Below are 14,273 nucleotides of genomic sequence, written 5' to 3'. Positions count from 1 at the left end.
TGCTTGAAGCTATTCGCTTCAAGCCGCTCTTGGGTAACTTCAATTGCCTGCTTTTTTTAGCCATGTTCAACTGTCAATCAAAGCCGCTTATTATCTCAAAAAATGCTTAACTTAATGGCAGTGATGCTCCCGCGTGGGAACGCATAACTGTTGTTTTGTATGAACGGTTGAAATGTAAATACTTGTTTGACTTGGGGGGTTGGGCTATCCATGCGCATTACCTTGCTTCTATGTGGGAATACGCAGGACTTATTTAAATTTTGAATGACTGGCTATTTATTGATAAATATGCTTATTTCAAGTACACTAGCAGGCTAACCAATTTATCTGGAGAATCTCATGGCTGAAATCAAGCGCGTACGTCGCAACACTCTTGAGCGCCGTTGCCTGGGTAAAGCTTTCAAACGTTTGTTTGTCAGCTCACCAAAAGGCGTGTTCAAAATGCTAGAAAAAGTGAAACGTGTTTAATGCCTTCCTGGCATTAAACACGTTTTGCCCGTATGGCAAAAATTCAAGGCCGTTGTCACGCGACAGCGGCCTTTTCAATGTAAAGCCCTGGCTTTTAATGTCAATTACGCATTTTACGATTCACTACACGTTGATCATCATTAACATGGCAAACTAACGCATCGTTTGGTTTAGCAGCCATTAATAAAAAGCAAAATCGTTATTTATTTTCAGCCATGACAGATAATCAGTTTTCTTTTACTGTATTAACACCGACCTATAACCGTGCGCATACCTTGTTGCGCGCTTACGAGTCGCTGTGCAATCAGCATTTTAGTGATTTTGAGTGGCTCATTATCGATGACGGTTCTACCGATAATACCCGTGAGTTGATAGAGCAATGGCAAGAGGTCTCACCCTTTCCCATACGCTATGTCTGGCAAAAGAACCAGCACAAAAAAACGGCCTTCAATAACGGGGTGAAGAACGCCTGGGGGCGTTTGCTGGTTGTGCTTGATAGTGATGATACGCTTACCCCTGATGCCCTTAGCCAGATGTGGGCCTGCTGGCGTTCTATTCCTGCCGAGCAGCGTGAAGGCTATATTGCCGTTACCGGTCTGTGCGCCCGCCCCGATGGCAGCATTGTTGGCGATAAATACCCTGAAGACGTCATGGATATGACATCCATGGACATGACTTTCCGGCATTCCGTCAAAGGTGAAAAGTTTGGCTGCATGCAAACAGAGGTGCTTAAGTACTTTCCCTTTCCTGAGAACATAGACGGGTTTGTGCCGGAAAGCATTGTTTGGCGTGCCATTGCCCGTAAAGGCTATTTAACACGTTTCGTGAACCAGGTTTTTCGGGTTTATCATGAAACCGCTGGCTCCTTGTCTGAAGAGGGAGCGCAAACAGGCAAAAAACATGCCATGGGTCTGTTGTTGCTGGCGCGTGATACGGTAGTAGAGTGCCTGCCTTGGTTCAGGTTCCAGCCCGCTTCTTTTTTAATGGCTGCCGCCCGTTATACCCGTTTTCGTCTGCATTTGCGGGCAGGGGGCGTTCAACTGCCCGGTTTGGCCCATTTGCAGGGGCTGATGCCAACCTTGCTGGTGGCATCCATGTATCCTGTTGGTTTGTTGCTCTATCTGCGCGATAAAAAGCTGCATTAGTGCAGGGTTGGGGGTGGCGGGTTGCTTTCGGGCTCGTCATCGCTGTCATCGTCATCGTCCCAATTCTCTTCATCATTGGGTAACTCTTCATCGTTAATGGCAAACGGCAGCATTTCTTCCAGGGTTTCGGTCCATTGCACTTCTTCGCCCGTATAGTCAATGCGAATAAACCGGATGTTTTCCTGGTCGGTTAGCTGGATGCCCCACAGGAACTCACAGGCATAAACCTCTCGTTGCCCGTCTTCAAGGCCACCTGCATTGCCCAGCAGTCGCGCAGACGGGCCACCCATCTGGATATGAACGATCTCTTCATCTTCCGCTTCATCGTTAATGTCCAGTGGAATGCCGAACATCACCCATTCAAAGCCGTCTTCAGATACATCCACTTCGGCCAGCACCGGCTTGCCCATATAGGCGCTAAGGGCATCGGCGGTTTTGCCAAGGAGTTCCAGTTCGTGTTCAGTAAAGGTAAGCATGTTTATCACTATAGGGTAAGCGTGGATTCAATCATTTGATTGTACTGGATTTTTAACGAGTGCCTAAGTGCTTGACCAATTTCACAAACGGACAATATGGCAGGAAATGGCTACAATGAGTCCTTTTCATATTTACGCATATAAAAATGGCCCAATACGTTTATACCATGAACCGAGTCGGTAAAATCGTGCCCCCCAAACGGCAGATCTTACGTGATATTTCCCTGTCTTTTTTTCCGGGCGCCAAAATTGGCGTCCTTGGCCTGAACGGCTCTGGCAAATCAACCCTGCTTAAAATCATGGCCGGTGTTGACAAGGACATCGAAGGCGAAGCCATTCCCATGCCTGGGCTGAATATTGGCTATTTGCCACAAGAACCCCAACTGAACCCCGGGCACACAGTTCGGGAATCGGTGGAAGAAGGCTTGGGCGAGGTGTTTACCGCCCGTAAACGCCTTGATGAGGTTTATGCTGAATATGCCGAGCCCGATGCCGATTTTGACAAACTGGCTGCCGAACAGGCCGAGCTGGAAGCGATTATCGCGGCAGCGGCAACCAGTGGTGCCGATGACATTGAGCATCAGATGGAAATCGCGGCCGATGCGCTGCGTTTACCCGCCTGGGATGCAAATATTGGTCATTTGTCGGGTGGTGAAAAACGCCGTGTTGCGTTGTGTCGCCTGTTGCTGTCCAAGCCAGACATGTTGTTGTTGGACGAGCCGACCAACCACCTGGATGCGGAAAGTGTGGAATGGCTGGAGCAATTTTTGCAGAAATTCCCGGGTACCGTGGTGGCGGTAACCCACGACCGGTATTTTCTGGACAATGCGGCGGAATGGATTCTTGAGCTTGACCGTGGCCATGGTATTCCCTGGAAGGGTAACTACAGTTCCTGGCTGGAACAAAAAGGCAATCGCCTGCAGCAGGAAGAGGCCGCCGAGTCTGCACGCCAGAAAACCATTAAAAAAGAGCTGGAATGGGTACGCCAGAATCCCAAGGGGCGCCAGGCAAAATCCAAGGCGCGTCTGGCCCGCTTTGAAGAGCTGTCTTCACATGAATACCAAAAGCGCAATGAAACCCAGGAAATCTTCATTCCCGTGGCAGAACGTTTGGGCAATGAAGTGATTGAATTTGTAAACGTCAGTAAGGCATTTGGCGATCGATTGCTGATTGATGGCCTGAGCTTCAAGGTACCGCCCGGTGCTATTGTGGGTATTATCGGTCCTAACGGGGCCGGTAAATCCACCCTGTTCCGCATGATTGCCGGGCAGGAACAACCTGATTCCGGACAGGTCAACATTGGCCAGACCGCCAATATTTCTTTTGTTGACCAGTCACGTGAAGCCTTGAGCAATGATAAAAACGTTTTCGACTTTATCTCCAATGGTGCCGATTTACTAACGGTTGGAAAATTTGAAATGCCGGCCCGTGCCTATCTGGGACGCTTCAATTTCAAGGGTTCAGACCAGAACAAAATGGTTGGGCAATTGTCGGGCGGTGAACGCGGACGCCTGCACCTGGCTGCCACGCTGATTAAAGGTGGTAATGTCCTGCTGCTTGACGAACCCTCCAATGACCTTGACGTGGAAACCCTGCGTGCCTTGGAAGATGCGTTGCTGGAGTTTGCGGGCAGTGTGATGGTTATTAGCCATGATCGCTGGTTCCTGGACCGGATCGCTACCCATATTCTGGCTTTTGAAGGAGATTCGCAGGTGGTGTTTTTTGATGGTAACTACCAGGAATATGAAGCTGACAAAAAGCGTCGGCTGGGTGAGGAAGGTGCCAAGCCCAAGCGGATTCGCTATAAAGCATTGAAGTAAATTTCAGTGTGTGTCAAAAACACCGGATATTTGAAAATTGATACAATTTACACAGTAAATCTATAGCCAAAACAGTAGTATTTTGAGAACCTGTAAGTAACAGGATAATGTTTTAATTGTTGAATCTTTGGCCAATGCCTGAAGGAGTCTAAAATGAAGATGCAAAACGTAAGCAAGGTAATGTTGGTTGCCGTTGTGGCAGCCGCCTTAACCGGTTGTGGCAACATGAGCACACGCGATAAAAGCACGATTGGTGGCGCAGCCATTGGTGGTGTTGCAGGTGCCGTGTTAACGGGTGGCAGTGGCTGGGGTACCGTTGGTGGCGCCGCAGTAGGTGGTGTGATTGGTAACCAGGTTGGTAAATAAACACCCACAAGTGCCCGATAAACAGGTAAGTTTTTGACTTGCCTGTTTCAAGCCAGGAACCCGAACATTTTTGAATGTTCGGGTTTTTTTATTGGAATTTGTTTTGAATAATGTTGTTGATTTGACAAAAATGTTAAGAATTGACAAAAGTGTGTTTTTTAATCTAAATAAATAAGGCTGTTTTCATTTAAAAAATAATAATGTTTGACATTCTTTCTGAAATTTTCAGGGAACTTGTTGCATATTGAACAAGTCATTTTATTTTTTGCATACATATATGATATTAATAAAAATATTTATTCATTTAATAAAAATAAATAATTAGCAATTTAATGGGTTTTTGTTACTGCATTGTAAAGTATTGCAAATTGAAAAATATCCTTACATTCACTACAGTCGATCCTCAGCAATACCGGTAACAGTTTGTTTTCATTATGAAAGTACTCTCGGAATGAGTTGCTGACAGTCAAGGTGCTGGCTCCTCTTGTGTTTGTGTTTAACTGAAAAATTATTTGCAGTTCTAACCAACCAATCACCGCCGGCAGATACATCAATTTGAAAGGATCGGTTGTGAATCGTATATATAAAAGCATATGGAATGAACAAACAGGAACTTATGTCGCTGTTTCAGAAAATGTAAAAGCAAAAGGCAAGCGAAGTGGTTCATCAGTACTGGCAAGTGCAATTTTAGCGGTTACCGTAGGAGCCTATGCTCAAGCACAAACAGTGAAGGTGGGTGATGAGGCAGCGGTGAATGGAAACAGTATTGTTTTCTCAAGTGATACCGGAACCATCGATGGTTTAAGTGGAACATTTGATATTGCCGATGTGAATAACGCAAATTTGGCGGTAACTGCCGGCCAGTTGAATACTGTTAATCAGGCAGTAATTAAAAATGCTGATGATATTTCTGCTTTGAATGGTAGGGTAACAACAGCTGAAGGCGAGATTGATGTCTTGCAAACAGGCTTGGGTACTGCCAATACAAATATTTCTGGTTTAACAACCCGAGTCACAACAGCTGAAGGCAAAATTGATGACTTGGACACTGGTTTAAGCACCACCAATAGCAATATTTCAGGTTTAACAACTCGTGTAGGCGAAACTGAAACAGATATTACAACCCTGCAAACAACACTCTCTGATTTGGGTGTTTCAGATACTTTTTCAGGCATCAAGTATTTTCGTGTAAAGTCAGATAAGGACGACGCTTCAGCGACTGGTGTTGATAGCGTTGCAATTGGTCCTCAAGCGGTATCCTCGGGCCTAAACAGCGTCGCACTTGGCTTTATGACTCAAGCGCAAGCAGAAAATGCTTTCGCTGCAGGAGTAGGTGCAGTGGTAACTGCAGAAGGCGAAAGTGCCATTGCTTTGGGTGACGGTGCTCTTGCTGGCGGTAACGCGCCGGGTTCAGGCGGAACGGCTGCCGTTGCTATTGGCCGTGACAGTGTTGCCAGTGGTAGCAGTACGGTGGCATTGGGTGATGATGCCAAGGCATCAGGCAGTAGCGCTACAGCATTGGGTGCTAAAGCAAACGCGGCAGGTGCAAATAGTATCGCTTTAGGTGGGGCACAAGCCAATGCAGAGGGTTCTTTTGCTGCCGGTTTTGGGGCTAGTACGGGAGTGAAAAACAGTATTTCCCTGGGTACCGGAGCCGGTGCTGGAGTGAATGCTGGAGATGCAGATGATAGAGAAGGCCTCATCGCCATTGGTACCAAGGCAGGTCAAAATGTAGGGGGTTCTCAAAATATCGCCATTGGTGCCGGTTCTGGTAGTGATGTCTCCGGGTATTTCAACGTGGCGCTTGGTCAGAATAGTGGAACCAACTTGGGTGTAGGTAGTGACTCTGTTGTTTCTATCGGTCGTGAAGCTAATCACAATGTTGTTACCACACTTGAACATGCCGTTGCTATCGGTAGTTATACAAAGTCAGCAACAGATTCGGTCGCTATAGGTCATTCAGCCAAATCGGCTAAAAGTGGTGTTGCCATTGGTTATGACGCTAATGCAGCTGAAAGCGCGGTTGCTTTGGGTACAAATGCAAAGGCTACAAGTGGAAGCGTGGCTTTAGGTTTAAATTCAGCTGCCAGCGCACTGGATTGGGCAGGCTCTTCGTATCTGACAAATCAGGCAACTCCTGGTTCAGTGGTATCTGTTGGAAATCGCAACGAGGGTGGCGGTGATGCCACATTACGTCGTATTGTTAACGTCGCCGATGGTGCAGCAACAAGTGATGCGGCAACAGTAGGGCAGTTACACAAAGTACAGACAGAAGTTGCCGGTTTGATAGGTGGAGGTGTATCAGTTAATGCGGAGGGTTCTTTTTCTGATTTTACAGTAAAAGACAAAGCAGGTACTTCGTATACGTTTGGCTCAGTTGCAGAAGGTTTTGCCTTGTTAGCTAATGGTACTATTCAGCTTTTACCAGCGACAGCGGTTACTTTTGTGAGTGATACCGATAAAAGGATTGCTGGCGTTGCCGCAGGTATTAATAACGAAGATGTAGTTAATGTAGGGCAACTGAAGCAAGCGCTTACTGAAAATAAAATTCAGTACTTTCATGTTAACTCTAGTATAGATGCGAATAAAGGTAGTAATGGTGCTGCGGGTACAAATGCGATGGCTATTGGCCCTAATGCGAGCGCGGGAGGCGATTCCTCAATCGCATTTGGACATGATGCGAGTACATCTGCAACACAGAGTATTGCTATTGGTAATGACGTAGATGCAATCGGTATAAAATCGACTGTCATTGGTAACTCAGGCACAATGGCTACCCATGAAGGCGGAGTCGCCATTGGTGAGAATGCGCACAGCTATGGTGAAAACTCTATTGTTATTGGCACGGGAGCACGATCTCACTTGGAAGATTCTGTGGTGCCCAATCACAACACCGTTGTTATTGGTACAAGTGCGGAGGTTACAGCGGATAATGGTACTGCCATTGGTATGGACGCTGTGGCTACTGATGAACGTGCCGTGGCACTTGGGACGACAGCACAAGCTCGTGGTGAAGACTCAATGGCCTTTGGTAGCAATGCGGTGGCCACTGGCGTAAGTTCACAAGCTAGCGGTACTGGCGCAAATGCCAGCGGTTTAAATGCGCAGGCCAGCGGTACAGGTGCCAGTGCCAGTGGTTTTAATGCTGTCGCTACAGGTACGGGTGCCGTTGGCTACGCCACGGATGGTATCGCCATGGGTACGGGGGCCGTATCAGGTTTTAGCGATCCTCATAATCAAGATACGGCGCGCAATACGGCAGGAATCGCAATAGGTAAAGCATCATTGGCTGATGAAGAACATGCCTTGGCCTTAGGCGTTGAGGCAGAAGCCCGCGCCAAATTTGCTACCGCTATCGGTGATGGTGCAGAAGCGACTGCCGCCGCTGTAAATGGATTGGCTGTTGGTACTGGTGCTCGAGTCAATGCTGAATCCGCTGCTGCATTCGGTAGTGGCGCTGGAGCTACTGCACTGAATGCAACCGCTCTTGGTCAAGGTGCTCAGGCAACACATCAGGGTTCTGTCGCTTTGGGCAGTGGTTCGTTTACTGCTGCTGCAGTCAATACCCCAAATTTGTCTATTGATAAAGAAACTTATAATTTCGCAGGTACTAATGCGACATCTACCGTGAGCGTAGGTGGCGATGGTGTGGTGCGCACCATTACCAACGTAGCGGCAGGCCGCGTAGCTGCGAACAGTACTGATGCCATTAATGGCAGCCAGTTGCATGGCACTAATATGGCACTTGAGGCCTTGGCCGATGACCTTGATACAGCGGGCCAAAGTGTGGCTGCTGCGCTGGGTAGCGGTTTTGGCTATGATGCTGATAAACATCAAGTGACAGGGTCATTCACTTTAAACGGTAATGCAGGTAATAATTTTACTACCATACAACAAGGCCTTGAGCACGTGGCAAAAGGCTGGAACGTTGGAGCGAACGGCCAGACGGCTGCTAATGTCGCGCCCGGTGGTTCAGTTGATTTCAGCACGAGCGATGGTGATATTGTTATTGCCCGTAACGGTACTAACCTGACTTTCGGTTTGTCGGATGATATTGAAATAGGCAACAGCATTACCGTTGGTGGCCCGGGTAACCAGACTGTTATTAATCAAGGTAACGTAACGACCAATAATCTGACGGCCACAGGTGAAACCAGGCTGGGTGATAAGTTTGTTGTTAAGAATGATGGCACCGTTACTTATAACAATACAGAAATTGCCAACAAGAATGACGGCCTGAGTTTTGCCGGAAATACCGGTGGCAATATTGCCAAAAAGCTGGGTGATACCACACCATTGACGATATCGGGTGCATTGGCAGGCAGTGAAGCAGTTACTGGTGCCAATTTGCGTGTGGATAGTGACGGCAATAAGTTGAATCTCGTAATGGCTCGCAATCTGACCGACCTGGATAGCATTGCCATTAATAATGGTCCGGTTATTAATAACCAGGGTATTAATATGGGTGGCAAGAGAATCACCGGCCTGGCTCCCGGGATTGATGGTACTGATGCTGTTAATGTGGACCAGCTTGAGGCCGTTGAAACGATTGCAAATAAAGGCTGGGATATTAGTGCTAATGGTAGTGCCGGTGCCAACGTGGCTCCTGGTGGTTCGGTAGATTTCAGCAATACTGATGGCAATCTTGTTATCACCCGTGACGGTACAGACCTGACATTCAACCTGGCGAATGAACTTACAGTTGGAGACACCATCATCAAGGGTGACAGTATTACCACCAACAATCTGACGGTTGATGGCAGAACGCAGTTGGGTGATAACTTCATTGTAAACGAAGATAATAGCGTTACTTACAAAAGTGCAGAACTTGCTAATCTGAATGATGGCCTGAGCTTTATGGGCGACGATAGTAACACTGTTACACGTAAACTTAACGAAACCCTGGGCCTGACCGGTGGTGCAGATACTGGCAATCTGTCAGAGAATAACCTTGGTGTGGTTCAGAAAGACGATGGCAGCCTAAGTATTCAGCTGGCTAAAGATCTGGCTGGATTAAACAGTGCAACCTTCAAGGATGATGCCAATACCACGGTTATTAACAGTAGTGGTTTAACAATTACAGATGGTCCAAGCGTAACGGTTGGCGGTATTGATGGTGGCAATAAACAGATTACCGGCGTAGCCAGTGGTCTGGGAGGTATCAATCTTGCTGATGCCACGGGTGATACGCTGACCAATGCAGCCAATATTGGTGACTTGCAGAAAGCAACCAATAACCTGACAACAGCAGGCCTGAACTTTGCCGGTAATACCGGCGATGAAATCCACAAAGATCTGGGCGAGATCCTGAATATTGTGGGTGGTCTGGATGCCGCTAAGGATGCTTCCGATGCCAACATTCGTGTTGACAGTGAAAACGGTGAGCTGCGCATCAAGCTGGCGACCAGCCTGACCGATCTGGAAAACATCCAGGTTGGCAAGGATGGGGTTGATGGTATCGACGGCACGATTGGCGTGAATGGCAAGGATGGGGCGTCAGTGGTCCTGAACGGCAAAGATGGCTCGATTGGCCTGACCGGTCCAGCGGGTGCCAATGGTGAACCGGGTGCCAGCGCCAACATTAGCGTGAAAGATGGTGCGCCAGGCCTTGATGGTAATGATGGTGTAAATGGTGAGAGTAAAACGCGCATTGTTTACGAGAAACCGGATGGCATAACCGAGGAAGTGGCTACGCTTAATGATGGCCTGAAGTTTGTAGGTGATGATGGTAATACCGTTAGCCGCAAGCTGAATGAAACCCTGGGCCTGACCGGTGGTGCGGCTGCGGCTGATTTGACCGGTGAAGGTAATATTGGCGTAATTCAGAAAGATGATGGCAGCCTAAGCATTCAGCTGGCTAAAGACATTGATCTGACTGAAGACGGCAGCCTGACAGTGGGTGATACGGTTGTTAGTGATACCGGTCTGGTAGTGCAGGATGTGACTGCCAATCCGACAGCAACGACCAAAGTGGAAGCAGGCAAGATTGAGCTCTTTGCCAATCCAACCGGCAGCCCGGCCAATACCATTGCGATAGATGCCAGTACAGGCGATATCACAGGTTTAACCAACCGTGATCTGGAGGCGGATGACTTTGCCACAGCAGGTCGTGCTGCGACAGAAGAGCAGCTGGCAATCGTGAACGAAACAGCCAATAAAGGCTGGAACGTAAGCACGAATGCAGATACAGCAAGCTCTGAAAATGTGGCACCGGGAGAAACGGTTGATTTTGACAACACCGATGGCAACATCGTGATTGGTCAAACCGGCACTAACCTGACCTTTGATCTGGCTAAAAACATCAAGGTTGATAGTATCAATGCGGGTGGTACTCTCATCAACAGTAATGGCTTGAGCTTTGTTGATACAAATGGGGCTCAGTTACCTAATACGGTGTTCATTAAACCGGATGGCATTGACATGGGCGGTCGTAAAATCACCAGCCTGTCAAAGGGTGAAATAAGCGCAACCAGTACCGATGCGGTCAATGGCAGCCAGTTATCATTCCTGGCGGATTCGGTAAAGAATATTTTTGGTGGCGATGTAAGCTTTAACTTTGAAAATGGTACTTTCACCAGTCCGACTTACACTATTAATGGTGAAGATTATTCAACCGTGCAGGCGGCTATCGATAAGTTGGCCGAAGGCTGGAAAGTCACGGTTAGCGATCCGTCTGGTTCCAACCCAGGCACTGGCGGCACTCCAGGTACAGGTGGTGGTACGTCTGGAACCGGTACGGGAGGTTCTTCTGGCACAGGCACTGGTGGTCCTGCGGATATCCTGCCCGGTGACCAGTTAACCCTGGTGGGTGGTGACAATATTGATATTGTTCAAAAGCCGAAAGACAAAGGCAATGTTGATATTGAAATCTCGGTTGACCCCAACTTGGTGGTTGATTCTGTCACGACCGGTAAAACAGTGATGGATGATAGTGGCGTCAAGGTTGGCGAAAACGTCAAGCTGGGTGATACAGGCTTAACCATTGTGGGTGGTCCTACCGGTGACTTGGCCTTTACGGCTGATAAAGTTGATGTGGGTGGCAATAAAATTACCAGTGTTGCCAACGGTGCTATTGCCAAAGACAGCAAAGATGCGGTGAATGGCGGTCAGATCCACAATATCAGTGATTCGGTTGCGAACAACTTTGGTGGCGGTTCCAAGGTTAACGTTGATGGCACCGTTAGTGCACCAAGCTATACCGTTGGAAACAACAATACAGTGGTTAACAACGTAGGTGATGCCATTGAAGTGTTGAACCAAGGCTGGACACTGAATGCGGGTGGCAATGATTCGCAGGTTCAGGCCGGTGACAAAGTCAGTCTGCTGAATACCGACGGCAATATCGTGATTACGCAAGTGCTGGGTAGTGCCGAGGTGAACTTCAACCTGAATGACAAAATTACCGTAACTGAAGTGAATGCAACAACCGTTAACGCAACGACGGTTAATGCCACGACCTTCCAGGCAGGCAATACGATTGTCAATAACGGAGGATTGTCATTTGTTAACAAAGCGGGTGAGCAGGTTGGTCCAAGTGTTTCTTCCAGCGGCATCAATGCGGGTGGTTCAACCATTACCAACGTGGCTGCCGGTGTCAATGATACTGATGCGGTTAACGTTGGGCAGCTTAAAGGCGTAGCCAATAATCTGAACAACCAGATTAATGCGGTGCGGGGTGACCTGAAACGTGTTGATCGCGATGCCCGGGCAGGGACTGCCTCGGCAGCGGCTATGGCCAACTTGCCACAGGCTTACTTGCCTGGCAAGAGCGTGTTTGCGATATCAACGGCAGGACACCGTGGTGAGCAGGGTTATGCGGCTGGTTTGTCAACTATTACTGATAACGGTAAATGGATATTGAAAGGTTCGGTTTCTGGTAATAGTCGTGGTGATGTGACTTACGGTGCAGGTGTAGGTTACCAGTGGTAATTTTGCATTAGTCATGAGCCATGGCCCGGACCACTCACAGTGATGTGGGTGGTTCGGGCAAGGAAACGTTTAACTATTAAGGAAATATGAATGAAACTTTTTCAATATAAAACAAGTATCGTTGCGGTAGCCGCAGCCTTGGTATTAAGTGCATGCGGTACCATGAGCAATGTCAGTAAAGATGGCACGGCCGATGAGCTGGTGTGGCCTAATGTGAGTTCGGTCAAGTTTGATAATGATCAGGGTACTTTTCCGGTACTGGGCGCGCTTGCCCAGGTTCGTGAGGGAGTTACCCGTGACCAGCTGTATTACCTGATCGGCCGTCCTCATTTTGCGGAAGGTTTCCGGGTGAAAGAGTGGGATTATCTGTTTCACTTCAATACCCCCGGACAGGGCGTTAATAACGTGAGTACATGCTTGTACAAAGTGCTGTTTGATAACAACCTGATTGCACGTAACTTTTACTGGAAACCGGTTACCGAAGGTTCGGTTTGCCCGGATGGCCAGCAGCAGGAAAGTTATACCCTGAGTGCGGATGCGCTGTTTGCTTTTGATCGTTCAGACCTGAGCCATGTTACAGAGGGACGTGCTGAATTGGCCAAGTTGGCCAGTCATCTTAAAAGCCGTCAAAACCTGGCGTCGGTAACCGTAGTGGGGCATACCGATCGTTTGGGCTCTGATGCCTATAACCAGAAGCTGTCGCAAGATCGGGCGGTAACCATTGCCAATTACCTGGTTGCTCAAGGTGTTCCGGCAAATTTGTTGCAGGCACGTGGCGCTGGCAAGTCTCAGCCAGTGGTACAGTGTGAGGGAAGTGGAGCACAGTTGATTCAATGTCTGGCCCCTAACCGTCGTGTTGAAATTAATATCCAGCAAAAATAACGGTATTTTCCAATGTTGGCCGGATTGATCTCCGGCCAATCAAAGGCCGCTGCAAGCTTGACGTTTGCAGCGGCTATTTTTTTGGTAACTTGCTATCCTGCCTGTTTGTTTTTGTCTTCCTGGGGCATTTCAATTTTAACTTCAAGTACTTCAAGGGTATCTTTGCGATCAAGATGAACCTTGATGTCATCAGCGTTGATTTTGATGTACTTGGAGATGACCTCAATGAGCTCTTTTTGCAATGCGGGCAGGAAATCGGGCTCGGTGCTGTCTGCGCTGCGTTCACGCGCAAGGATGATTTGCAACCGGTCTTTGGCTACACTGGCTGAAGACTTTTTTTCTCCAAGAAAAAACTTGAGGAATGACATGTTATTTCCCCCCGAAGAGTCGTTTCAGAAAGCCCGGTTTTTCGTATTCGGTAAAGCGCAGGGGTTTTTCTTCGCCCAGGTAACGGGCAACGATATCCTGGTAGGCTTCGGCTACATCGGTGTCTTTCAGATGGATGGCGGGCATACCCGCGTTGGACGCCTGAAGCACGGCCTCGGATTCGGGAACGACACCAATCAGCTTGATGCGCAGGATGTCTTCAATGTCTTGCAGGGAAAGCATTTCGCCTTCTTCGACACGTTTGGGGTTGTAGCGGGTAAGTACCAGGAATTCCTTGACGGGCTCCTGTGATTCTTCGGCGCGTTTGGACTTGGCCGACAGAATGCCCAGGATACGGTCGGAGTCTCGAACGGATGAGACTTCGGGGTTGGTCACGACAAGCGCGTCATCGGCAAAATAGGCAGACATCAAAGCACCGGTTTCGATGCCGGCGGGAGAGTCGCATACAATGTATTCAAAGCCCATTTTTTTCAGGTCTTCAAGTACTTTTCCAACGCCTTCTTTGGTAAGTGCATCTTTGTCACGGGTTTGTGAGGCGGGAAGAATAAACAGGTTTTCAAGCTGTTTGTCTTTGATAAGGGCCTGGTTAAGGGTGGCTTCTTCCTGGATCACGTTGACGAAGTCGTAAACAACGCGGCGTTCGCAACCCATGATCAGGTCCAGGTTGCGCAGGCCGACATCGAAATCGATCACGACGGTTTTGTGGCCACGCATGGCCAAGCCTGCAGAAAAACTGGCGCTGGTAGTGGTTTTGCCCACACCGCCCTTACCTGATGTAACGACAATAATACGTGCCATGA

Annotated in this window: 9 protein-coding genes; 6 read left to right on the top strand and 3 right to left on the bottom strand. The window is 48.3% G+C overall.

All coding sequences use genetic code 11. The features are described from left to right. Window positions 1-339 precede the first annotated feature (339 nt). Together IE074_RS14995 and IE074_RS13490 are read left to right on the top strand one after the other, a co-directional pair. A complete protein-coding gene (locus IE074_RS14995) occupies window positions 340-468 on the top strand; it encodes a hypothetical protein (protein WP_256368576.1) in 129 nt (42 codons plus the stop codon). Window positions 469-683: 215 nt separating this feature from the next. Next, window positions 684-1,613: a glycosyltransferase family 2 protein gene (locus IE074_RS13490; RefSeq protein ID WP_189385974.1), complete on the top strand. Its 930-nt coding sequence runs from the start codon at window positions 684-686 to the stop codon at window positions 1,611-1,613. Here IE074_RS13490 and IE074_RS13485 read toward each other — a convergent pair. Next, window positions 1,610-2,089 carry a hypothetical protein gene (locus IE074_RS13485; protein ID WP_189385973.1) on the bottom strand — a complete coding sequence of 160 codons (480 nt, stop codon included), beginning with the start codon at window positions 2,087-2,089 and terminating at the stop codon, window positions 1,610-1,612. The two genes, IE074_RS13490 and IE074_RS13485, sit on opposite strands and share 4 nt — an antisense overlap. A 146-nt stretch (window positions 2,090-2,235) precedes the next feature. On the opposite strand from IE074_RS13485, the gene ettA reads away from it, so the two are divergent. The 4 genes from ettA to IE074_RS13465 all read left to right on the top strand — a co-directional run bounded on the left by ettA (window position 2,236) and on the right by IE074_RS13465 (window position 13,086). Further along, window positions 2,236-3,909: an energy-dependent translational throttle protein EttA gene (gene ettA, locus IE074_RS13480; protein ID WP_189385972.1), complete on the top strand. Its 1,674-nt coding sequence runs from the start codon at window positions 2,236-2,238 to the stop codon at window positions 3,907-3,909. Between the two features lie 153 nt (window positions 3,910-4,062). Further along, window positions 4,063-4,275 carry a YMGG-like glycine zipper-containing protein gene (locus IE074_RS13475; protein WP_189385971.1) on the top strand — a complete coding sequence of 71 codons (213 nt, stop codon included), beginning with the start codon at window positions 4,063-4,065 and terminating at the stop codon, window positions 4,273-4,275. A 570-nt stretch (window positions 4,276-4,845) separates the two neighbouring features. Beyond that, on the top strand, window positions 4,846-12,204 hold the full coding sequence (locus tag IE074_RS13470; protein ID WP_189385970.1) for an ESPR-type extended signal peptide-containing protein: 7,359 nt from the start codon (window positions 4,846-4,848) through the stop codon (window positions 12,202-12,204). A 90-nt stretch (window positions 12,205-12,294) separates the two neighbouring features. Then, entirely contained in the window at window positions 12,295-13,086 is a 792-nt protein-coding gene (locus IE074_RS13465) for an OmpA family protein (protein ID WP_189385969.1), read from the top strand. Between the two features lie 92 nt (window positions 13,087-13,178). Here IE074_RS13465 and minE read toward each other — a convergent pair whose 3' ends face one another. Both minE and minD read right to left on the bottom strand, forming a co-directional pair. Continuing rightward, window positions 13,179-13,454, bottom strand: a complete 276-nt coding sequence (gene minE, locus IE074_RS13460; RefSeq protein ID WP_189385968.1) for a cell division topological specificity factor MinE — start codon at window positions 13,452-13,454, stop codon at window positions 13,179-13,181. Between the two features lies 1 nt (window position 13,455). After that, entirely contained in the window at window positions 13,456-14,271 is an 816-nt protein-coding gene (gene minD, locus IE074_RS13455) for a septum site-determining protein MinD (protein ID WP_189385967.1), read from the bottom strand. Between the last annotated feature and the right edge of the window lie 2 nt (window positions 14,272-14,273).

The sequence above is a fragment of the Advenella faeciporci genome, from assembly GCF_014652395.1.
GTDB classification, from domain to species: Bacteria; Pseudomonadota; Gammaproteobacteria; order Burkholderiales; family Burkholderiaceae_B; genus Advenella; species Advenella faeciporci.
This window is presented reverse-complemented; position numbering and strand designations above follow the sequence as displayed.

What these genes read in the sequence shown, in the direction of transcription:
- minE (WP_189385968.1), bottom strand. Translation starts at nt 13,454, where the DNA reads ATGTCATTCCTCAAGTTTTTTCTTGGAGAAAAAAAGTCTTCAGCCAGT.
- minD (WP_189385967.1), bottom strand. Translation starts at nt 14,271, where the DNA reads ATGGCACGTATTATTGTCGTTACATCAGGTAAGGGCGGTGTGGGCAAA.
- ettA (WP_189385972.1), top strand. Translation starts at nt 2,236, where the DNA reads ATGGCCCAATACGTTTATACCATGAACCGAGTCGGTAAAATCGTGCCC.
- IE074_RS13485 (WP_189385973.1), bottom strand. Translation starts at nt 2,089, where the DNA reads ATGCTTACCTTTACTGAACACGAACTGGAACTCCTTGGCAAAACCGCC.
- IE074_RS13475 (WP_189385971.1), top strand. Translation starts at nt 4,063, where the DNA reads ATGAAGATGCAAAACGTAAGCAAGGTAATGTTGGTTGCCGTTGTGGCA.
- IE074_RS13490 (WP_189385974.1), top strand. Translation starts at nt 684, where the DNA reads ATGACAGATAATCAGTTTTCTTTTACTGTATTAACACCGACCTATAAC.
- IE074_RS14995 (WP_256368576.1), top strand. Translation starts at nt 340, where the DNA reads ATGGCTGAAATCAAGCGCGTACGTCGCAACACTCTTGAGCGCCGTTGC.
- IE074_RS13465 (WP_189385969.1), top strand. Translation starts at nt 12,295, where the DNA reads ATGAAACTTTTTCAATATAAAACAAGTATCGTTGCGGTAGCCGCAGCC.